This window comes from Azospirillum brasilense, assembly GCF_022023855.1.
Taxonomy (GTDB): Bacteria; Pseudomonadota; Alphaproteobacteria; order Azospirillales; family Azospirillaceae; genus Azospirillum; species Azospirillum brasilense_F.
Window position 1 is genome coordinate 740,213 of sequence record NZ_CP059450.1, and the last position, 17,979, is coordinate 758,191.

Annotated in this window: 17 protein-coding genes; 7 read left to right on the forward strand and 10 right to left on the reverse strand. The window is 68.2% G+C overall.

Going from position 1 to position 17,979, the window contains the following annotated elements; translation table 11 throughout:
- Positions 1 to 58: 58 nt before the first annotated feature.
- A complete protein-coding gene (locus H1Q64_RS16790) occupies positions 59 to 844 on the forward strand; it encodes a class I SAM-dependent methyltransferase (protein WP_237906270.1) in 786 nt (261 codons plus the stop codon).
- Here H1Q64_RS16790 and H1Q64_RS16795 read toward each other — a convergent pair.
- The 4 genes from H1Q64_RS16795 to H1Q64_RS16810 all read right to left on the reverse strand — a co-directional run bounded on the left by H1Q64_RS16795 (position 808) and on the right by H1Q64_RS16810 (position 4,140).
- A complete protein-coding gene (locus H1Q64_RS16795; RefSeq protein ID WP_237906271.1) occupies positions 808 to 1,236 on the reverse strand; it encodes a GtrA family protein in 429 nt (142 codons plus the stop codon). The genes H1Q64_RS16790 and H1Q64_RS16795 overlap by 37 nt on opposite strands.
- Positions 1,233 to 2,870: an AMP-binding protein gene (locus tag H1Q64_RS16800; protein WP_237906272.1), complete on the reverse strand. Its 1,638-nt coding sequence runs from the start codon at positions 2,868 to 2,870 to the stop codon at positions 1,233 to 1,235. Before H1Q64_RS16800 ends, H1Q64_RS16795 begins: the two co-directional genes overlap by 4 nt.
- The gene (locus H1Q64_RS16805; RefSeq protein ID WP_237906273.1) at positions 2,867 to 3,400 is read right to left on the reverse strand and encodes a MarR family winged helix-turn-helix transcriptional regulator; all 534 of its coding nucleotides are present in this window, start codon (positions 3,398 to 3,400) and stop codon (positions 2,867 to 2,869) included. The genes H1Q64_RS16800 and H1Q64_RS16805 overlap by 4 nt, the downstream gene beginning before the upstream one ends.
- Positions 3,401 to 3,576: 176 nt before the next feature.
- Positions 3,577 to 4,140 (reverse strand): hypothetical protein, encoded by a 564-nt coding sequence (locus tag H1Q64_RS16810; RefSeq protein ID WP_237906274.1) that lies wholly within the window; start codon positions 4,138 to 4,140, stop codon positions 3,577 to 3,579.
- A 580-nt stretch (positions 4,141 to 4,720) separates the two neighbouring features.
- Here H1Q64_RS16810 and H1Q64_RS16815 point away from each other — a divergent pair.
- Positions 4,721 to 5,515, forward strand: coding sequence for a response regulator (locus H1Q64_RS16815; protein ID WP_237906275.1), 795 nt, complete (start codon positions 4,721 to 4,723; stop codon positions 5,513 to 5,515).
- A 32-nt stretch (positions 5,516 to 5,547) separates the two neighbouring features.
- On the opposite strand, the gene purU is transcribed toward H1Q64_RS16815, so the two are convergent.
- On the reverse strand, positions 5,548 to 6,414 hold the full coding sequence (purU, locus tag H1Q64_RS16820) for a formyltetrahydrofolate deformylase (RefSeq protein ID WP_237906276.1): 867 nt from the start codon (positions 6,412 to 6,414) through the stop codon (positions 5,548 to 5,550).
- 169 nt (positions 6,415 to 6,583) lie between these two features.
- Between purU and H1Q64_RS16825 the strand changes: the two genes are divergently transcribed.
- A complete protein-coding gene (locus H1Q64_RS16825) occupies positions 6,584 to 6,970 on the forward strand; it encodes a hypothetical protein (RefSeq protein WP_014198654.1) in 387 nt (128 codons plus the stop codon).
- Positions 6,971 to 7,013: 43 nt separating this feature from the next.
- Here the strand turns inward: H1Q64_RS16825 and H1Q64_RS16830 are convergent, their stop codons facing one another.
- The 4 genes from H1Q64_RS16830 to H1Q64_RS16845 form a co-directional block, all read right to left on the reverse strand.
- Positions 7,014 to 7,535, reverse strand: a complete 522-nt coding sequence (locus tag H1Q64_RS16830; protein ID WP_237906277.1) for a hypothetical protein — start codon at positions 7,533 to 7,535, stop codon at positions 7,014 to 7,016.
- Entirely contained in the window at positions 7,532 to 8,143 is a 612-nt protein-coding gene (locus H1Q64_RS16835) for a hypothetical protein (RefSeq protein WP_237906278.1), read from the reverse strand. The genes H1Q64_RS16830 and H1Q64_RS16835 overlap by 4 nt, the downstream gene beginning before the upstream one ends.
- The gene (locus tag H1Q64_RS16840; protein WP_237906279.1) at positions 8,130 to 8,873 is read right to left on the reverse strand and encodes a MotA/TolQ/ExbB proton channel family protein; all 744 of its coding nucleotides are present in this window, start codon (positions 8,871 to 8,873) and stop codon (positions 8,130 to 8,132) included. Before H1Q64_RS16840 ends, H1Q64_RS16835 begins: the two co-directional genes overlap by 14 nt.
- A 430-nt stretch (positions 8,874 to 9,303) precedes the next feature.
- On the reverse strand, positions 9,304 to 9,456 hold the full coding sequence (locus tag H1Q64_RS16845; RefSeq protein ID WP_237906280.1) for a hypothetical protein: 153 nt from the start codon (positions 9,454 to 9,456) through the stop codon (positions 9,304 to 9,306).
- Positions 9,457 to 9,763: 307 nt separating this feature from the next.
- Between H1Q64_RS16845 and H1Q64_RS16850 the strand changes: the two genes are divergently transcribed.
- The 3 genes from H1Q64_RS16850 to H1Q64_RS16860 all read left to right on the forward strand — a co-directional run bounded on the left by H1Q64_RS16850 (position 9,764) and on the right by H1Q64_RS16860 (position 12,720).
- Positions 9,764 to 10,561 (forward strand): N-acetylmuramoyl-L-alanine amidase family protein, encoded by a 798-nt coding sequence (locus H1Q64_RS16850; RefSeq protein WP_237906281.1) that lies wholly within the window; start codon positions 9,764 to 9,766, stop codon positions 10,559 to 10,561.
- Between the two features lie 63 nt (positions 10,562 to 10,624).
- Positions 10,625 to 11,311, forward strand: coding sequence for a BON domain-containing protein (locus H1Q64_RS16855; RefSeq protein WP_237906282.1), 687 nt, complete (start codon positions 10,625 to 10,627; stop codon positions 11,309 to 11,311).
- 23 nt (positions 11,312 to 11,334) lie between these two features.
- Positions 11,335 to 12,720 (forward strand): hypothetical protein, encoded by a 1,386-nt coding sequence (locus H1Q64_RS16860; protein WP_237906283.1) that lies wholly within the window; start codon positions 11,335 to 11,337, stop codon positions 12,718 to 12,720.
- A gap of 18 nt (positions 12,721 to 12,738) precedes the next feature.
- On the opposite strand, the gene H1Q64_RS16865 is transcribed toward H1Q64_RS16860, so the two are convergent.
- Positions 12,739 to 14,028, reverse strand: a complete 1,290-nt coding sequence (locus tag H1Q64_RS16865) for a methyltransferase (protein WP_237906284.1) — start codon at positions 14,026 to 14,028, stop codon at positions 12,739 to 12,741.
- 152 nt (positions 14,029 to 14,180) lie between these two features.
- Between H1Q64_RS16865 and H1Q64_RS16870 the strand changes: the two genes are divergently transcribed.
- Positions 14,181 to 17,765, forward strand: a complete 3,585-nt coding sequence (locus H1Q64_RS16870; RefSeq protein WP_237906285.1) for a tetratricopeptide repeat protein — start codon at positions 14,181 to 14,183, stop codon at positions 17,763 to 17,765.
- Positions 17,766 to 17,979: the final 214 nt, after the last annotated feature.

Sequence of the window (17,979 nt, forward strand, 5' to 3'; positions counted from 1 at the left end):
AGAGACGAACAACAATATCCCCTCGGTAAGAAGCGGCCCACAAAAGGGGATGCGGGATATGCACGACAATGGGACGTCGTCCGGGCCACCGGGCGGCCAGGGCTCCAGTGGCTGGGTCGATTTCTGGAACCGCCCCAACGCCATTTACGCGAATCAGCGCAACCTCGAAGCGCATTTCGCCTGCCTGCAGAACGACCTCGACGCCTATCTTCCGGAGGGGGGGACCGTCCTGGATTTCGGCTGCGGCGACGCGCTGGCGGCGGAGGCCATGGCCAAGCGCTGCCGGAACGTCTGGCTGTACGACGCCGCCCCCGCGGTGCGGCAACGCCTGCGCGAGCGGCTGTCCGGCCATCCGGGTATCCGGGTCCTCGACGACGACGATCTCACCACCCTTCCGACGGGCAGCGTCGATCTGGTGCTGGCCGTCTCCGTGCTGCAATACATCCCGCGGGAGGAGTTGGAGGCCGTCCTTCACCGCTGGCGCCACCTGATCGGCACCCGTGGGCGCATCCTGATCGCCGACGTGGTGGAGCCCGACACGCCGATGCTGCGCGACATCGCCAGCCAGCTCAGCATGGCGCGCCGGCACGGCTTCCTGATGGCGGCGCTGATGGGGCTGGGGCGCATGGCCCTGTCCGACTACCGCCGCATCCGGCGCGAGGCCGGCTTTTCAACCTATACGCCGGCGGAGTTGCAGGCCCGGCTGTCCGCCGCCGGACTGAAAGGCGATCGTCTGGCGAAGAACATCGGCCCGACGCCGCACCGCCATTCCTTCGTCGCTCGCTCTCACGGTGAGCCGACAGGCGCTCAGGCGGCAGGCGATCCGGCCTTGAAGGTCCAGTAGCGGTTCGCGCCGAAGCTCCACAGCATCACCAGCGCCGTGGCGGTGAGCTGGGCCAGCAGGTAATGCAGGCCCAGCCGCTGCGCCAAGGCCCACATGATGGCGCTGTTCACGCACAGCCCCACCGCTGCGACGGCCACGAACTTCGTGGCGGTGGGCAGATGATCCTGCTCGCTGCGAAAGACATGGCCGTAGTTCAGCAGGTAGCTGATGACGCCGCCGACGAGGAATCCCGCCGACGAGGCCAGGACCGGCGGAGCCGCCGCCAGTTCCGACAGGGCGATCAGAACGCCGTAATGGCCAACCGCCGCGGCGCAGCCGACCACCGCGAAGAGCAGGAACTGCACCAGCGGCGCGTGCGCCGCCCGGTCCCTGGTGAATCTTCCCCCGGTCAATCCTCGTTCTCGACCCATTCCCTCTGCCGCAACTTGTAACGCTGGATCTTGCCCGTTTCCGTCCGCGGCAACTGCTCCAGGAACTCCACCGCGCGGGGGTACTTGTACGGGGCGATCCGGTCCTTGACGTAGCATTGCAGCCGCTCCGCAAGATCGTCGCTGGGCCGCACGCCGTCGCGGGTGACGATGAAGGCCTTGGGGATGGAGCCGCGCAGCGGATCGGGCGCCGCGATGACCGCGCATTCCTCCACCGCTTCGTGGCCGAGCAGAACGTCCTCCACCTCCAGGCCGGAAATCTTATAGCCGGCGGAGACGATCAGGTCGTCGGTCCGCGCGTGATACCAGAAATAGCCGTCCTCATCCATGCGGAAGGCGTCACCGGTCAGGTTCCAGCCGCCCTGCACGTAGTTCTCCTGGCGCGGGTCGTCCAGGTAGATGCAGCCGGTCGGGCCGCGCACGGCCAGCCGCCCGATCTGGCCGGGAGGCAGCGGGGTCAGGCTGTCGTCGACCACGCGGGCCTCGTATCCCGGAACCACCATCCCAGTGGCACCGGGCCGGACAGCGCCGGGCGGCGAATGCAGGACGGCATTCAGCATCTCCGTGGTGCCGAAGCTGTCGAGAATCTCCATCCCCGTCACTGCCTGCCAGCCCTCCAGCGTGGTGGCGGGCAGCGGCTCCCCCGCCGAGACGCAGGCGCGCAGCGTGCGCAGCCCCTCGGCCAGAGCCGGGTCCTCCTCGATCCGCGCGGTCATGGCGCGGTAGACGGTCGGCACGGTGAACATAACCGTCGCCTTGTGCCGGGCGGTCATCTCCAGCAACCGTTCCGGCGTGGCCCGGTCCAGCAGCACGACCGACGCCCCCACCCGCAGCGGGAACAGCAGCATCCCACCCTGGCCATAAGCGAAGGCGAGCGACGGCGTGCCGCAGAACACGTCGTCGCCACCGGTCTTCAGCAGCGATTGCGGCGACAGGTCGGCCACGGCCAAGAGGTCGCGGTGGAAATGCGCGGTCGCCTTGGGCTTGCCGGTGGTGCCCGAGGTGAAGGCGATCAGCGCCACATCGTCGGCGGCGGTGTCCACCACGGCGAAGCCGGCTTCGGTCTCTTCCAGCCATCCTTCGAGGTCGCCGCCGTTGAAGGTCACGACAGGCATCCCCCCGCCCATCGATTCCGCCGCCCCGTTGAGATCCTTGGCAAAGCGCGCGTCGCACAACGCCAGCGAGACGGCGGCGCGCTCGATGATGCTTTCCAGCTCCGTCGCGCGCAGCAGCGGCATGGTCGGCACCACCACCGCGCCGGCCTTCAGAACCGCCAGCCAGCAGGCGGCCAGCATCGGCGTGTTGGTCCCGCGCACCAGAACCCGGTTGCCGGGAACGATCCCGAACCGTTCGGCCAGCAGGCGCGCAATGCGGTCCACCGTGTCGCGGAAGCGGCCATAGCTCCACACGTCGCCGTTTCCGATGACGCAGGGGCGCTCGTCCCAGCCGCGCTCCCGCCAGACGTCCAGCAGGGCCGCGGCGGCGTTCAGACGCTCGGGATAGGTGAGTTCGGGCCGGTCGTAGGAAAAATCGGGCATCTGCTCCGGCGGCGGCAGCCGGTCGCGGGTGAAACTGTCGATATGACCGGACCGAATCATCCTCTGACGCCTCCGCCACGCACCGTGTTCTTGAGCTTTCCCAACAACCCCATCAACTGCACCATGTCGCCGTGGGGCATTCCCGCCGTCAGTTCGGCCAGCCAGCGGCGTTGCGCCGCCGCGATGGCCTGCGCCAGGGCGCTGCCTTCGGGGGTGATCCGGACGAACTGCATGCGCCGGTCGTTCGACGCCGCAGCCCGCGTGACCAGCCCATCCGTGGCCAAGCGTTCTACAATGCCGGTGACGTTGCCGTTGGTGACCATCATGCGCTTCGACAACTCGCCCATGGTCAGCCCTTCCGGCTGACGTTCGAGCAGGCACAACAGATCGAAACGCGGCTGGGTGGTGCTGAACTCGTCGCGCAAACGGCTGCGCAACCGGGCGCCGATGAGAACGGCGCACGCCGAAAGACGCAACCAGAGGCGCATCTCCGGGGAGGCGGCAAGGTCAGCCGCAGCCTCCACATCGACCGACACGTCCCCCTGCGCCCCAGCCGATGCCTCGGCCGCTGCGATGGCGGGTCCCTTCACGGTCTGTCTCCACTCCCGGTGGGAGGCATCCGCCGCAGCGCCGCCTCCTCTTCGTTCGAAGGCTTACTGTAGTTGGACGCTCGGCCTTTGAGCCATGCAAGGAAGGAATGCTTGGTGCACAAGCAATAATCATCTGCGCAGAGATCGGGCGCTTTCAACCCCAAGCGCTCGACCACTCAGTCGGCGCTCAGATACAGGTCGATTTCGCCCTGCTCCATGACGTGGGCGGTGCCGTGGATGATGCCATTGGCGATCTGGATGATTCGGTGGATCATCGCGACGGAGGTCTGGCAGTCCAGCCGCAGCTTGTCGGTCGCCCCATCCTGGATGTCGATGGACACGCGCTCCAGCGTGTGGCGGACCACCTGATGCGCCTGGGCGATGGTGTCCTCGAACGGCCGCTTGAACTTGGCCGGAACGTGGCCGTACGCCTCGATGGCCAGATCCTTGTCCGAGAAGCCGCTGTCGCGGAAATGCTCCTGGTAGCTCTTGGGCTGCCAGATCAGGCATTCCTCCAGCATGTCCGGCATGTCCGGAATCATCTCGATCAACATCACGATTTCGTTGAAGTGATTGAGATAATCGGTCGCCAGCAGGGTCTTGTCGGAAATGTTGGTGCCGACCACGCGCTGCCGCCAGGCATGGAAATCCGCCAGTTCGTCCGGCGCCATGCCATCGGTCACCGGCGGATCGGAATCGGGCCGATCAGAGCCTGCCGGGTCGAAATCTGGTTCGGTCATACGCGACTCTGGCATGCGCAGCCCTGGCATACGCGGTTCGACAGGCTCGGGTCTGGCGGGGCGGTGCCGGACGGTTTCCAAGCCGTTCCACCACCGGTGCGCGACGCCGGGGACAGTCAGTAATATCGCACTCATCCCGGCGCAAGCCCACCAGCGCGCTTTTTTTCGATGCCGTGCAAAAAAAACGCCGCCGGCGCGTCCCCGCTGGGACAGGCGCTGCGGCGGCAGTGACTGGCGGTTCAGGGAGGAATCACACCATTGTCAGTCCCAACAACCGGCCCTCGCCAATTGTTCCGCTTCCCTCGCATGTGCAGCGAACGGAACGGGGGCGGGCCGCCCGAAAAGCCCCTGCGCCCGAGCGAACGAGGTATGATGCCGCCCGTCCGGCGACGGGACTTAATCCGATCAAACTATCCCGAATAACCCTTTCGTCGTCACTCCCGATACGGCGCGAACTGCGCCATATGAACTTAACTTTGTAAGCGATCGGACGGGAACATTCGGCAAAGTCCGGGAAACGCGGCAGGCAAGCCAGCGCCCCTCGGCGGTACGCACTGGCTGGAGGTACGGGGAAAAAGTCATGGATCAAAACACCCGCCACCTGATGGAACATCTGCCTTATCTGCGACGCTATGCGCGGGCCTTGACCGGCACATCGACGCAGGGGGATGCCCTGGTGACGCGCACGCTTGAATGGTACCTGGACGGGCCGGGCGGGTCGGCAGTGGTGGACCCCTCGCGCGGTTCGCTCTACCGCTACCTGAACCAGTTGCAGGACAGCTCCGGTGCCCGGGCTGGCGCGCCCGGCGCCCATCCGGTCGAGGCGGCGCTGCACAGCCTGGACGAGATGGATCGTCGGCTCTACCTGCTGGTCAACCTGGAGGATCTGCCGGTCGCCGACGCCGCCACCGTGCTGGGCATTGCCCCGGAAGACGCGGTGGAGCGGCTGAACTTCGCCCGAGAGCGGGTGCGCTCGAAGCTGACGGCGACGATCCTGATCGTCGAGGACGACGCGATCATCGCCTTCGATCTGGCGGAGACCGTGCGCGGCATGGGCCACACCGTCTGCGGCAACGCCGCCACCATGGACGAGGCGCTGACGCTGGCTTCTCGCCATGCGCCGACGCTCGCGCTGATGGACATCCGTCTGGCCGAAGGAGACAACGGAATCGAGGTGGCGCGGGAGCTTCGCCGCAAGCGCTTCCTACCGGTGATCTTCGTCACCGCCTTTCCCAACGAACTGGCCAAGCAGGGGCTGGAGCATCTGGGCCCGGTGATCCCCAAGCCCTTCACCCGCGAGCAGATCGAGCAGGCGATCACCCGCGCCGTCTTCACCCCCCACCCCGAGGAAGCCTCGCTCGCCATGAAGCACTGAGGTTCCCGGAGGGTCGGAGAAGGCCAGCCGCCTTACTTGAAGACGACGGTGCGTCCGCCGTTCAGCAGGACGCGGTGTTCGACGTGGTAGCGGACCGCCCGAGCCAGCACGATGTTCTCGATGTCACGCCCGATGGCCACCAGGTCGTCGGGCGTCATCGTGTGGTCGACGCGCTCCGCCTCCTGCTCGATGATCGGCCCCTCGTCGAGGTTCGAGGTGACGTAGTGGGCGGTGGCGCCGATCAGCTTCACGCCGCGGGCGTGCGCCTGATGGTACGGCTTGGCGCCCTTGAAGCTGGGCAGGAAGGAGTGGTGTATGTTGATGACCCGTCCGGCCATCCGCTCGCACAGGGCCGGGGACAGCACCTGCATGTAGCGGGCGAGCACGACCAGATCGATCTTTTCCTGCTCCGCGATCTCCAGCAGACGGGCCTCCTGCTGGGCCTTGCTGTCGTTGGTCACCGGCAGGTGATGGAAGGGAATGTTGTGCCACGCCGCGAGCTGGTAGAAGTCGCGGTGGTTGGACACGATGGCCGGGATCTCGATCGGCAGATAGCCGGTGCGGTAGCGGTACAGCAGGTCGTTCAGGCAATGCCCGAACTTCGAGACCATGATCAGGACCCGCTGGCGCCGCCCGGCGTCGTGCAGCTTCCAGGTCATGCCGAAGCGTTCGGCCACCTGCTCGGCGAAGTCCGCCTGAAGCTCCGCCTGCGACGGCCCCGCGGCGGCGGCCGAGAAATGAATGCGCAGGAAGAACAGATTGGTCCCGCGGTCGCCGAACTGCGCGCTGTCGATGATGTTGCACGACCGCTCGGCCAGGAAGCCCGACACGGCGTAGACGATGCCCACGGCATCGGGGCACGAGACGGTGAGGATGTATTCAGAAGCGGTGCCGGACATGCGCGCCTACCGTTGCGACCTGGAATCGAGGGCGGATTCCGTAGCACGATCGTCCGCGGGATGCATCGTGCAATGTGGGAATACCGGAACGCCTTTCCGGCAGCATTTGGTAAGGATTCCCATGCGACAATGCGTCGTTCCGGCATCGGGCCGAACCGGGAGGCGAGCCATGGGCATGGGCGGGAAGATCATCGGCGAGTACGCCAAGGGCAAGGTTGACAAGCTGCTGACGCCGGAAGCGGCAGAAAACACGTCGCGGCACCGGATCATGCACTTCCTGGAGAATATGGAAGCGGCGGTGCTGGAGGCGAATTGCGAAGTGATGGGACGCGAGCTTCCCAACCTCAACCAGACGTCCTTCCTGCGGATGGCCGTCCGGGTGGCGGAGCTGCGGGCCGACTATCTGCGCGCCGGGCTGAAGGTGGCGGACCACCGTCATCCCGATGCCGCCGCCATCGAGGAGCTGGCCCGCGTCCGCCGCGCCTACGAGGAGATGCAGGCGGTCTTCGAAGCGGCGGAACGGGTGATCGAGCGGGGGTACGTGAAGCTGGGATGAGAAGCCCCGTCCCCAGCGTCACGATCCGGTCGCGTCCAGCGCGTCAGGCGTCCATGCCGGGGTGGCGGTAGACCATCGGCCCCGGCCCGCCCTCCTCGCCGTTCTTCTCGGGAAGCTGGGGCTGCGGCAGGGCGTAGAATTTCGGCTTGTCGGGATCCAGCGTGTTTTCGAAGGGCAGTGTCATGGCCATGCCGGACCGGTTCCTCTCCGCCTCGCGCATCGCCTGCTGGAGCTGTTCGGCGAGCTTCTGGTCCCAGCCCAGCTTGTAGTAGCGCGGCTCGGCCCCGCCCTCCAGCTGGAGCCACAGGTAGATCCCCTGCCCCTCCTTGATCTGGGCTCCCAGAATGGTGGCCTGGGCGGCGGCGCTCTGCGCCCATTCCATGCGGACCGGCTTCGGCTTGCTCAGCAGATCGGCCATGCCGGCATAGGCGACGGGCATGAAGCCGATGGAGACGGCGACCGCCGACACCTTCACCCACAGCCGGCGCGGCGCCCAGATGGCGATGGTGGCGAGCGTGGCGGCCAATGCGACCGCAGCGGCCTGGAAGTCGAGCAATTGGGTCATGATTTCCTCCCGCTGCGCAGGGGCTTGTAGAGGCTGTGCACGCTGTCGCCGACCAGCTCGCCGGACTCGGTCAGCTTGAAGCGGAAGACGGTCAGTTCCTGTCCCTCCCGGTCCAGCTGGATGGTGGTGGCGAGAAGCTGGCGCGCGTTGTCGCCGTCCGGCCGCTTGGCGCTGACCACCACGGTGACCGGCACCGGGAAGACCGTCGCCTTGTTCCGGTAGAGATGCAGGTTCACCGCGTACTCGCCGGGCGGGATGCCGCGGCTGTAGCTGGCCTCGTAGTTCAGCTTCGTCGGGTCGGCGTTGCGGCCGAGGTCGTCGCGCAGCAGGTTGAAGATCACGCCGGACTTGTTGGAGTAGCCGACCGGCACGTCGCCCGGCGCCTCCACCCACAGGTCGACGTCGGCATCCAGTTCGTCGGGCCAGCGGGCCTCGACCATGACGTTGCCGGGCGCCGCGACGCCCGCCGTGTCGGCCTGCTTGGCCTCCGGCCGGATGTGGGGAAGCAGCAGGATGACCACCGCCACGAAACCGCAGAGCGCCAGCGTGATGACGTCGCGGAAGACGGTGCCGGCGTCGTCCTCCTCGAACTGGTCAAGGGCCTGCATGGCGTTCCCCCACGGCGACGATCTCGGTGATCAGGTTCACCGTGGCGCCGGACAACAGGCCGATGTTGATGTTCAGCCAGATGTTCAGGACGCCGCCGACCAGCGTGGTGTAGAGCGCGACCGCCATGCCCTCGATCAGCTTCGACACCATCGGGCCGATGGCGGCGACGTCGCCGGCCTTTTCCGGGTCGACGCCCGACAGGGCCATGATGAAGCCGATGACCGTGCCGATCAGACCGAGGATCACCAGGGTCGAGGAAATCTGCCGCACCGTGCCGATGCGCGCCGACAACTTAAACTTCAGGGAGGATGCGGCGATCGACCGCGCCCCGGAATCCCGACCGCGGACCTCCGCCAGATAGCGCGCGGCGCGCGACGGGACGGAGGGGTCGAATTCCTTGGCGCGGTTCAGTTCGCGGCTGGTGCGCAGGATGCGCTGCGCCGACAGCCCCAGCCCGACCAGGAAGACCAGGAAGATCAGCAGGCAGAGATGCGTGCTGTCGGTGGCGATGATGGGGTCGATCAGCCCCTCCGCCAAGGCGGCGGCGAGAAGCGTGAAGCCCGCGGCGTTGACGACCGCGAAGCGCAGAAGCAGCAGGTAGCGTTGCGACACCAGCGACAGGCCGGCGGTCAGTTGGCCGCCACGGCGGCGGCGCACGGTGGGCACGAGGGAATGAACGGGGACGTTCTGGGCGTCTTCGGCCATGGCGTCCGAAACAGCGTCCGACATCGGGCAGCCCTCCATCAAGGGAGCAGGGAGCGTTCGGACTGGCACTCCGCAACCGGCGTGCCAGCGGTTCATCGTCGGTCTCGCCCAATCCTGCCGCCCGCCGCTCCGGTCCGTTCATGTGCTTGGCCGGATGGGATGAATCGCCCCTGTGACAAACAGGCTACCCCGGAAGTCTGCCCGCCGTCCCCGGTGCCTCCATTGCTTTGGATCAACCCCTTCCACGATTTCCGGCGGTGGAGTGATTAATTTCCAGTCAAAGCCCAGGAGGTCACCCCTCCATTGCTCATTAAATGAGCAATTTTATGCTGCATTGCAGCATTGAAATGGTGCACCGCTACAGACGCCGGAGAAATTCATGCGAATACAGAAAACCCCTTTCCCGCCATTGCAGGAAAGGGGTTTGCGGACGGATTCGTTCGTATTCGTGCGATCAGACGTCGCGGTAATGTTCCAGTTCGCGCCTCAGGTCGGTAACTTCGCGCTGCAACGCAACCACCCGACCGACGTCGGGAGCCATGCGGCGCTCTTCCTTTTCGAGTTCGTCTTCGACCTCGCGCTGCTCCTGCCGGATGATGTTGAACAAGGCTTTCCTCAACATCGCCACCTCCCGAGCTTATTTCTAAAATTTTAGCGCTTTCGGCCATCATCATCAAGGAATTCTTGGAAAGAGTCGAATCTTCATAGGGTGGCGACGCCCTCCATGACGGCTTGGCCGCGACAATTGGCGGAGCTAACCCGCCCGGCCTTGACAACCCTTTTGCGCGTCCCCATTGGTTAACGCTCACACCTTGGGCTCAACCTCAGGCCTGTTCGGGCCGGACGCCGCCTTTCCGATCGCGCTCAGGACTTTTGGTTTCGGCGGCCCCAACTCCTTGCGGAATCAGGGGCGAATGGAACGCAGACGTCTTCTTCAGCTGGCGCTGACCGTCCCCCTCGCCGGGGCCGGTGCCTTGCTGTTCCCGCACGCCGCGGGTGCCCAGACCAAGCCCCACCCGGCGGCGCGCCCGCGCATGGTGGTGCTCGACCCCGGCCATGGCGGCATCGACCCGGGGGCCATCGGCGCCCGTGGCACCCAAGAAAAAGAGATCACTTTGCACATCGCGCAGGAGGTCGGGCGCCTGCTATCACGGCAGCACAAGCTGGGGGTGACGCTGACCCGCGACGGTGACCGCTTCCTGGCGCTGGGCGAGCGGGTGGACGCCGCCCGCGCAGCGCGGGCCGACCTGTTCGTCTCCATCCACGCCGACAGCGCACCCAACCGTGAGGCGCGCGGCCTATCCGCCTACACCCTGTCCGAAAAAAGCTCCGACTCCTTCGCTGCGGCGCTGGCGCACAAGGAGAACGCCGTGGACCGGCTGGGCGGCGTCGACGTGAAGGACGCCAAGAAGGCCGTGAAGGAGATCCTGTTGGACCTGACGGCGCGCCACACCAAGCACGCGGCGCTGGTGGCCCGGCACGCGATCGTGAAGGGGGCGGGGAAGGACATGCTGCTGCTCGACAACCCGATGCGCTCCGCCAACTTCGCGGTGCTCAAGGCGCCGGACGTTCCGTCCGTCCTGCTGGAGACCGGCTTCCTGTCGAATCCGAAGGACGAGGCGATCCTGCGCGACCCCAAGGCGCGGCAGAAGATCGCCCGCGTTCTCGCACGCGAAATCGCCGGGCTGGTGACGCGCGCGCCCTTCGCCTAGCCCGGATTCCTTCGCGCTCGCAGCGAGTGAAACATTCGTGCATCACCCCGGGACAAAACCACGATGAAGTCTGACACTCCCAAGATTCCCCATTGCCAACGCACCTGCGGCATGACTTTTTCCGCCCGCCCGTTCTTTCGGCGGGCCGGGGATCGGAGGCAGAGCGTGTCGGGGTTTGGCCGCCTTTGGGCGCTGGTCGGGATGGCCGCTGTCGCGGGTCTTGCGTCTGGCTGCGCGCCCGTCGTGCTGGGCGCCGCCGGGGGCACCGCCGTCGTCGCGGCCAGCGAGCACCGGGGCCTGTCCGGCTTCGCCTCGGACACCGAGATCAAGGCCCGCATCAACCATCTGTGGTTCCAACACTCGCTGGATATGCATAGCCGCATCGGCCTGACCGTTGATCAGGGCCGCGTGCTACTGACCGGTCGCGCCACCGACGCCCAGATGCGCCTCGACGCCGTGCGCCTGTGCTGGCAGGTGGAAGGCGTCAAGGAAGTCATCAACGAGATCCAGGTGGACACCGACTCGGGCATCATGGACAGCGCCCGCGACACCTGGATCACCACACAGCTCCGCACGAAGCTGACCTTCGATTCGCAGATTCATAGCCAGAATTTCAGCATCGATACCGTCAACGGCGTCGTCTATCTCATGGGTCTGGCCACCCACCAGGGCGAGCTCGACCGCGTGATCGAGCACGCCCGCACGCTGCCGAACGTCCAGCGTGTCGTCAACTACGCCCGCGTCCTCTAGCGCACCAGGGTCTCCGCACCGCCATGGCCATCCTGCCCGCCCCCGCCCGCCGTCTTGCCGCCTCCGCCGCCATGAGCCTGCTCATGGCGCTGGCGGCGTTCACCGTGGCGGTGGGAGGCGCCGGCACCCCGGCGATGGCGCAGCAGCAGCCGCAGCCCGACCAGGCGCCGGCCAACCGCCTGTTCGTCCAGGCGATGCAGATGATCCGGCAGGCGGACAACACCTACGACATCGCCGAGGAGAGCCGCTTCCTGAAGGAGGCGGACCGGCTGCTGAACGAAATCGTCGTCAAGTATCCGGACAGCACGCTGGCCGTCCAGCTCGTCACCAACCAGTTTGTCGGCGACTTCGACTTCTTCGAGTTCCGCTCGCGCATCCGCTCGCTGGTCTGCAACGAGCCGATGACATCGCTGTGCTTCCTGCACCGGGTGGCGGAAATGCTGCCCCCGGTGGAGACGCCGATCACCGCCGCCCGTTGGGACTGGCTGTCGCTGGCCGTTGCCTACAACACCATCGGCGACACCGCGCGGGCGAAGGAGATCATCGCCCCCTTCGTCAGCGCGGTGCGCCGCGGAGCCGCGGCCGACGGGGCCGGGCAGGATCTGTTCGTCGCCCGCGCGCTCGCCCTGATGGGGCAGAACCAGCTCGCGCTCGACATCACCCGGCAGATCCCGGAATGCTCGACCCGCATCTACAACCTCGCCGACATCGCCAAGGCGGCGGCGTGGCGCGGCGACATGGCGCTGGCCGGGCAGCTCGCCGAGGAGGCCAAGGCCTACGCCACCGCCCGCAACTGCAGCTGGGAGCTGGGTCTGGTCGCCCAGACGCTGCTGCGCGCCGGCAAGGAGGGCGCGGCCCGCACCCTGTTCCTGAACACCGTGGAGACGCAGTTCTCCAAGTTCCGTGAGACCAAGACCGACTGCTGCCCGCCGGAGCTGGCGGTCGCCGCGTCCGAGCTGGGCGACACCAATCTGGCGCTGGGCCTGCTGCGCACCGTGCAGGACGAGAATCCCTGGACGATCCCGGCGGTGCTGGGCCGCATCGCCCGCCGTTCCGACGCCTCGGTGGCGCTGTCCTACGCCGAGCAGGTGCAGGACCTCGACATCCGCGGCGAGGCTCTGGCCGAGCTGATCGAGGCGGCGCTGAAGCGCGGCGACCCGACCAGCGCCAACGAGCTGATGAAGCGGCTGACCCGTCTGGTGGACGATTCCGCCGGCCGCCGGCCCGGCCTGCTCGCCCAGAAGGCCAAGGCGGAGAAGGTGATGTACGGCGACGACCGCTGGCGCAAGAGCTTCCAGGGCTCGCTCAACGCCGCGGACCGGGCGAGCAACTTCGTCCGGCGCGACATCGGCGCACCGCTGCTCGCCGCTCTGGTGCGGATCGAGACCGGCCTGCCGATGCTCGACTGAGCCTAGCTAGCGGCCTCGTCAGGGCCGCGCCGCCAGCACCACCAGCCCGGCCACCGGCGCGCCGCTCTCGTGGCGCAGGGTGTCCGGAGCGAGGCGCAGGACGGTCAGCCCCGCGGTGCTCAGAGCGTCCCGCACATGGCCCTCCGTATGGGCGTAGCGGCCGTGCGGGCTGACCCGCCAGGGCGCCCCGCCCTCCTCCAGCCGCTCCACCGTGAAGGCCACCCACCCACCGGGACGCAGCGCCGCGGCGGCCCGCACCAGCACCCCATCCAGCGCGCCGAAGTAGCACAGCACATCGGCGGCCACGATCAGATCGAAGGCCGCCGGGCGCTCCGCCAGGAAAGCGCCGAGTTCCGCCTCCTCCAATGCGTCGTACAGGCCGCGGGCGGCGGCGCGCTCCAGCATGCCCGGCGACAGGTCCACCCCGACCAGACGGCGGGCCGGGCCGCGCAGGAAGGGGCCGCACAGGCCGGTGCCGCAACCGGCGTCCAGCACGTCCAGCGTCCCGTCCGCCGCGATCCCGGCGTCGGCCTGCGCCTCGGCGAGCAGCGTCGGGGCGCGGTAGCCCAGCTCACCCAGCAGCTTGTCGTCGAACTCACCGGCGAACAGGTCGAACATCTGCCGGACATAGGCGTCGGACGCCCGTTCGCCGGCGTCCAGGCCGGCGATGGCGGCGCCGATGTGGCGGGCCACCGGATGGTCGGGATGATCGCGCAGCCACAGCCGGGCGAACCACGCCGCCTCCTCGTGCCGTCCCTCCTCGTGAAGCAGGTAGAGGGCGCCGGACAGGTTGTCGTGCGCCTCGTCCCAGGCGGGCCGCAGCGCCAGCGCACGGCGGTAGGCGGTGGCGGACTCGGTCAGCCGGTCGCCGTCGCGCAGCAGGTTGGCGAGGTTGTTGAAGGCTTCCGCATAGGCCGGTTCCTCGACCAGCGCCCGACGGAAATGCCGTTCCGCCGGCGCCGTATCGCCCGCCGCCTTCAGGGCCGAGGCCAGATTGTAATGGACCAGCGGATGGTCGAGACCGCAGGCCAGCGCCTCGCGGTAGGCGGCCACTGCCTCCTCCGCGCGGTCCAGGGCGCGCAGGACATTGCCCAGATTGTTGTGCGCCTCCGCGAAGCGCGGGTTCAGCGCCAGCGTGCGGCGGTAGGCGGCCTCCGCCTCCGCGGCCAGCCCGTCCGAGGCCAGGGCGTTGGCCTCCGCATAGAGGCGCATCGCCTGAGCGGCCAAACCACCCAGCCTCCCCACGCCACGGGCGAGCAGGCCCGGACGCGGCGACGGGGAACGGGGTGGATCGCTCGGCTCGGACACGGAACGGCTCCTGAATGGGGCATGGACTAACAGCATCTTTACCGGGAACCGGTGAACATGGCACTCCCTTCCGGCAACAGACCGGCGGCAACAGACCGGCGGAAGGCCCCGCAACCCGGGGCCGGATCGGGCAGACGGAAAAGGCGAACCTCATGAATCAGCCCCCAGACCAGGCTTCGCCGACGACGCCCGAAGACGTCGCCGCCCGGCTCGGCCGCGCCGTCGCCCACCATCGGGCGGGACGGCTGGCCGACGCGGAGCGCGACTACCGCACCGTCCTGGCCGCCGACCCGCGCCACCCCGACGCGCTGCACCTGCTGGGTGTGCTGGCGCTCCAGGCCGGGCATCCCGGCCCCGCCGTCGAGCTGATCGAGGAGGCGATCCGGCAGACCGGCGGCGTCGCCGACTACCACGACAATCTGGGAAGCGCGTTCGCCGCGCTGAACCGCCACGCCGACGCGGCGGAGGCGCATCGCATGGCCGCCACGCTGAATCCCCTGTCGGCGCAGCCGCGCCACAATCTGGGCAACGCCTTCCAGGCGCAAGCGCTGCCGGGATTGGCGGCGCTGGCCTTCACCGCGGCGGTGGAGCTAGAGCCGGGCTACGCCAAGGCCTGGTACAACCTCGGCAACGCGCTGCGCGCCCAGAACCGCCTTGCCGACGCCCTGCGGGCCTTCGCCCGCGCGGCGGTGCTGGCCCCTGCGATGGTCGAGGCCCACACCAACCTCAGCGACGCTTTGAGCGCCGCCGGGCGGCTGGACGAGGCGCTGGCCCAAGCCCGCGCCGCGCTGCGGCTGCGGCCCGACGACCCGAAGGCCCACCACAATCTCGGCACAGCCCTGCAACGCAAGGGCGCCTACGAGGGCGCAGAGATCGCCTACCGCGAGGCGCTGAAGCGCGCGCCCGACAACCCGGTGACGCTGAACGATCTGGGCAGCGTTCTTCTGAAGCTGGGGCGCCCGGCCCAGGCCGAGCAGTGCTTCCGCAAGGTGCTCAACCGAAACCCCCACGCCGTCGAAGCCATCCACAACCTCGGCAACGCGCTTCGGGCGCAGGGGCAGTTCACCAAGGCGGAAGCCTGCTACGAGGAGGCGCTGGCCCACGATCCGGACCTTGCCAGCGCCAGCGACAACCTCGCCGTCATCGCCCTTCTGCACGGACGGCTGGAGCGCGGCTGGGAGGGCTACGAACGACGCTTCGCCGCCGGCCGGGTCCTTCCCGACCGGCGGATCGACGCACCGCGGTGGCGCGGCGAGGGGCTGCGCCGGCGCCGACTGCTGATCTGGCGGGAACAGGGGATCGGGGACGAGATCCTGTTCGCCTCCTGCTATGGCGATGTGATCGCCTGGGGCGGCGGGCCGGTGACCATCGAGACCGACCCGCGGCTGGTCGGCCTGTTCGCCCGGTCCTTCCCACGCGCGACGGTGCGGGCGGAGACGCTGGATTCCGAAGGGCGGGAAACCATGGTTCCCCCCGACGTCGACCTTCAGGTGCCGGCGGCCAGCCTGCCCGGCCTGTTGCGGGGAACGCTCGCCTCGTTCGACCAGTTCACACCCTGGCTGAAGCCCGATCCGGCCCGCACCGCCCTGTGGCGGGGCCGGCTGGATGCCCTGGGGCCGGGTCTAAAGATCGGAATCGGATGGCGCAGCCAGTTGGCGACGCCCGAGCACAAGGGCGCCTACACCACGCTGGACCAGTGGGCGCCGCTGTTCGCCCTGCCGGGAATGGTGTTCGTCAATCTGCAGTATGACGACTGCGCGGCGGAGATCGCGGCGGCGGAGGCGCGCTTCGGCGTGACCATCCACCGTTGGGACGATCTGGACCTGAGAGACGATTTCGAAGCGGCGGCGGCCCTGACCGCCAATCTGGATCTCGTCATCACCCCGGCGATGGCGGCGGGCGAGCTGGCCGGCGCCCTGGGCGTGCCGGTGTGGCGCTTCGGACACCGCGACTGGACGCAGCTCGGCACCGGCGTCCGCCCCTGGTTCCCGACGATGCGCCTGTTCCAGCCACGTCCGGGCGAAACCTTTGACGAGGTGCTGGCGGGCATGGCGCGCGGCCTTGCCACGATGCTGCCCGCTCCGGCCCCTGTTCCCGATCGCGTAGACATTCCCCGCTCGCCGCCGCCGCCCGTCGCCGATCCGGAAGCCTTGCTGAACCACGCCATCGCCCTGCACCGGGCGGGGCGGCTGGACGACGCCATGGCGGCCTATCGCGCGGTCCTCGATCTGGCGCCACGGCACGGCGACGCCCTCCATCTTCTCGGCCTGACCCAGCATCAGGCCGGCCGGCACGCGGAGGCGGAGCGCAACATCGCGGCGGCGCTTCGGACCGATCCGGATTTCCCCACCGCCTGGAACCATCTGGGCCTCGTCCGGCAGTCGCTGGACCTCCCGGACCAAGCCCTCGCCTGTTTCCGCCGGGCGATCGCGCTGCGCCCGGACTTCCCCGAGGCGATGACCCACATGGGGTTGAGCATGAACGGGCCGGAGCGGCTGGCCGAGGCCAAGCGCTGGCACCGCCGGTCCATCCGTCTCGCACCGGCCAATCCGGCGGCCCACACCAACCTGGGCTTCGCCTGCGAGGTGGAAGGACGCTTCGACGACGCCGCAGCCCATTACCGGCGCGCGCTGACCCTGCGGCCGGACTCCGCCGACACCCTGAACAACCTGGGCACCCTCGCCAAGATGGCGGACCGGCCAGCCCTCTGCCGGCATTTCCTCGACCGTGCCCTGCGGGTGGCCCCCGGGCTGGCACTGGCCGCCTGGAACGTCGGGCTGCTGGCCCTGGCGGAGGGCGACCTCGTCACCGGCTGGGCCGGCTACGGGCGGCGTTTCTCCGCCCGCCAGCTTCAACGGGCGCGCCGCATCGCGCTGCCGGTCTGGAATGGGGAGCCTTTGCACGGGCGCCGCCTGCTGGTCTGGCCGGAACAGGGGCTGGGCGACGAGATCCTCTTCGCCTCCGTCTTCGGCGACCTGAAGGACAGCGGCGGAACCGTGGTCCTGGAATGCGATGCGCGTATGGTGTCCCTCTACGCCCGCGCCTTCCCCTGGGCGGTCGTGCGGGCGGAGTCCCTAACCGCCGATGGGCGGGAGCGGTTCGACCCGCCGGACTGCGACCTGCAGATCGCCGCCGGTTCCCTGCCCGCCATCCGGCGGGACCGGCTGGAACGCTTTCCGGCCCGCCCGTCCTTCCTGTCCCCCGATCCGGAGCGGGCTGCCCTCTGGCGGGAGCGGGTGGAGGCGCTCGGCCCCGGCCTGAAGGTGGGCATCAGTTGGCGCAGCCAGATCATCACGGCGCATCGCGAAGGTGCCTACACCCGCATCACCGACTGGCTGCCGCTGCTGGAGGTGCCGGGTGTCGGCGTCGTCAACCTGCAGTACGGCGACTGCGCCGCCGAACTGGCCTCCATCGAGCCCGACGGTGCGCGGCGTGTCCATCGCTGGGAGGACTTGGACCTCAAGAACGACCTGGAGGGGGTGGCGGCCCTGATGGCGGCGCTCGACCTCGTCATCCTGCCCGCCACCGCCGCCGGAGAACTGGCGGGTGCCCTGGGGGTACCGGTCTGGCGGCTGGGTGGCCGGGACTGGACCTGGATGGGCAGCGGCGCGCGGCCCTGGTTTCCCACCCAAAGGCTGATCGCCCCTCTCCCTGGCGAGACCTCCGCCGATATGATCCGCCGAATTGCCCGGATGCTGACCCGGATGGTGCCGAGTCTTATCCCTAATAGGTTATGACTTGGTAAGAAAACTCAATCTTTCGGTATAATCCCGCAACGAATGGCAAGAGGCAGTCCTATGCGGCGGATTGTCCTACTCCCCATCGTAAGGGGCGGTCACTCCCCGTCTTTGGAGTACTAGGACAAAAGTTTGGGGTTGTTTGGCGGCACGGATGGGTGAACACTATGGTTTCCGGCCTGCCGGACTTGGCAGGAGCCGGTTCGATCTGACG

Coding starts and splice junctions, on each gene's coding strand:
- H1Q64_RS16790 (WP_237906270.1), top strand. CDS start 59: ATGCACGACAATGGGACGTCGTCCGGGCCACCGGGCGGCCAGGGCTCC.
- H1Q64_RS16800 (WP_237906272.1), bottom strand. CDS start 2,870: ATGATTCGGTCCGGTCATATCGACAGTTTCACCCGCGACCGGCTGCCG.
- H1Q64_RS16810 (WP_237906274.1), bottom strand. CDS start 4,140: ATGACCGAACCAGATTTCGACCCGGCAGGCTCTGATCGGCCCGATTCC.
- H1Q64_RS16815 (WP_237906275.1), top strand. CDS start 4,721: ATGGATCAAAACACCCGCCACCTGATGGAACATCTGCCTTATCTGCGA.
- purU (WP_237906276.1), bottom strand. CDS start 6,414: ATGTCCGGCACCGCTTCTGAATACATCCTCACCGTCTCGTGCCCCGAT.
- H1Q64_RS16825 (WP_014198654.1), top strand. CDS start 6,584: ATGGGCATGGGCGGGAAGATCATCGGCGAGTACGCCAAGGGCAAGGTT.
- H1Q64_RS16830 (WP_237906277.1), bottom strand. CDS start 7,535: ATGACCCAATTGCTCGACTTCCAGGCCGCTGCGGTCGCATTGGCCGCC.
- H1Q64_RS16835 (WP_237906278.1), bottom strand. CDS start 8,143: ATGCAGGCCCTTGACCAGTTCGAGGAGGACGACGCCGGCACCGTCTTC.
- H1Q64_RS16840 (WP_237906279.1), bottom strand. CDS start 8,873: ATGTCGGACGCTGTTTCGGACGCCATGGCCGAAGACGCCCAGAACGTC.
- H1Q64_RS16850 (WP_237906281.1), top strand. CDS start 9,764: ATGGAACGCAGACGTCTTCTTCAGCTGGCGCTGACCGTCCCCCTCGCC.
- H1Q64_RS16855 (WP_237906282.1), top strand. CDS start 10,625: ATGAAGTCTGACACTCCCAAGATTCCCCATTGCCAACGCACCTGCGGC.
- H1Q64_RS16860 (WP_237906283.1), top strand. CDS start 11,335: ATGGCCATCCTGCCCGCCCCCGCCCGCCGTCTTGCCGCCTCCGCCGCC.
- H1Q64_RS16870 (WP_237906285.1), top strand. CDS start 14,181: ATGAATCAGCCCCCAGACCAGGCTTCGCCGACGACGCCCGAAGACGTC.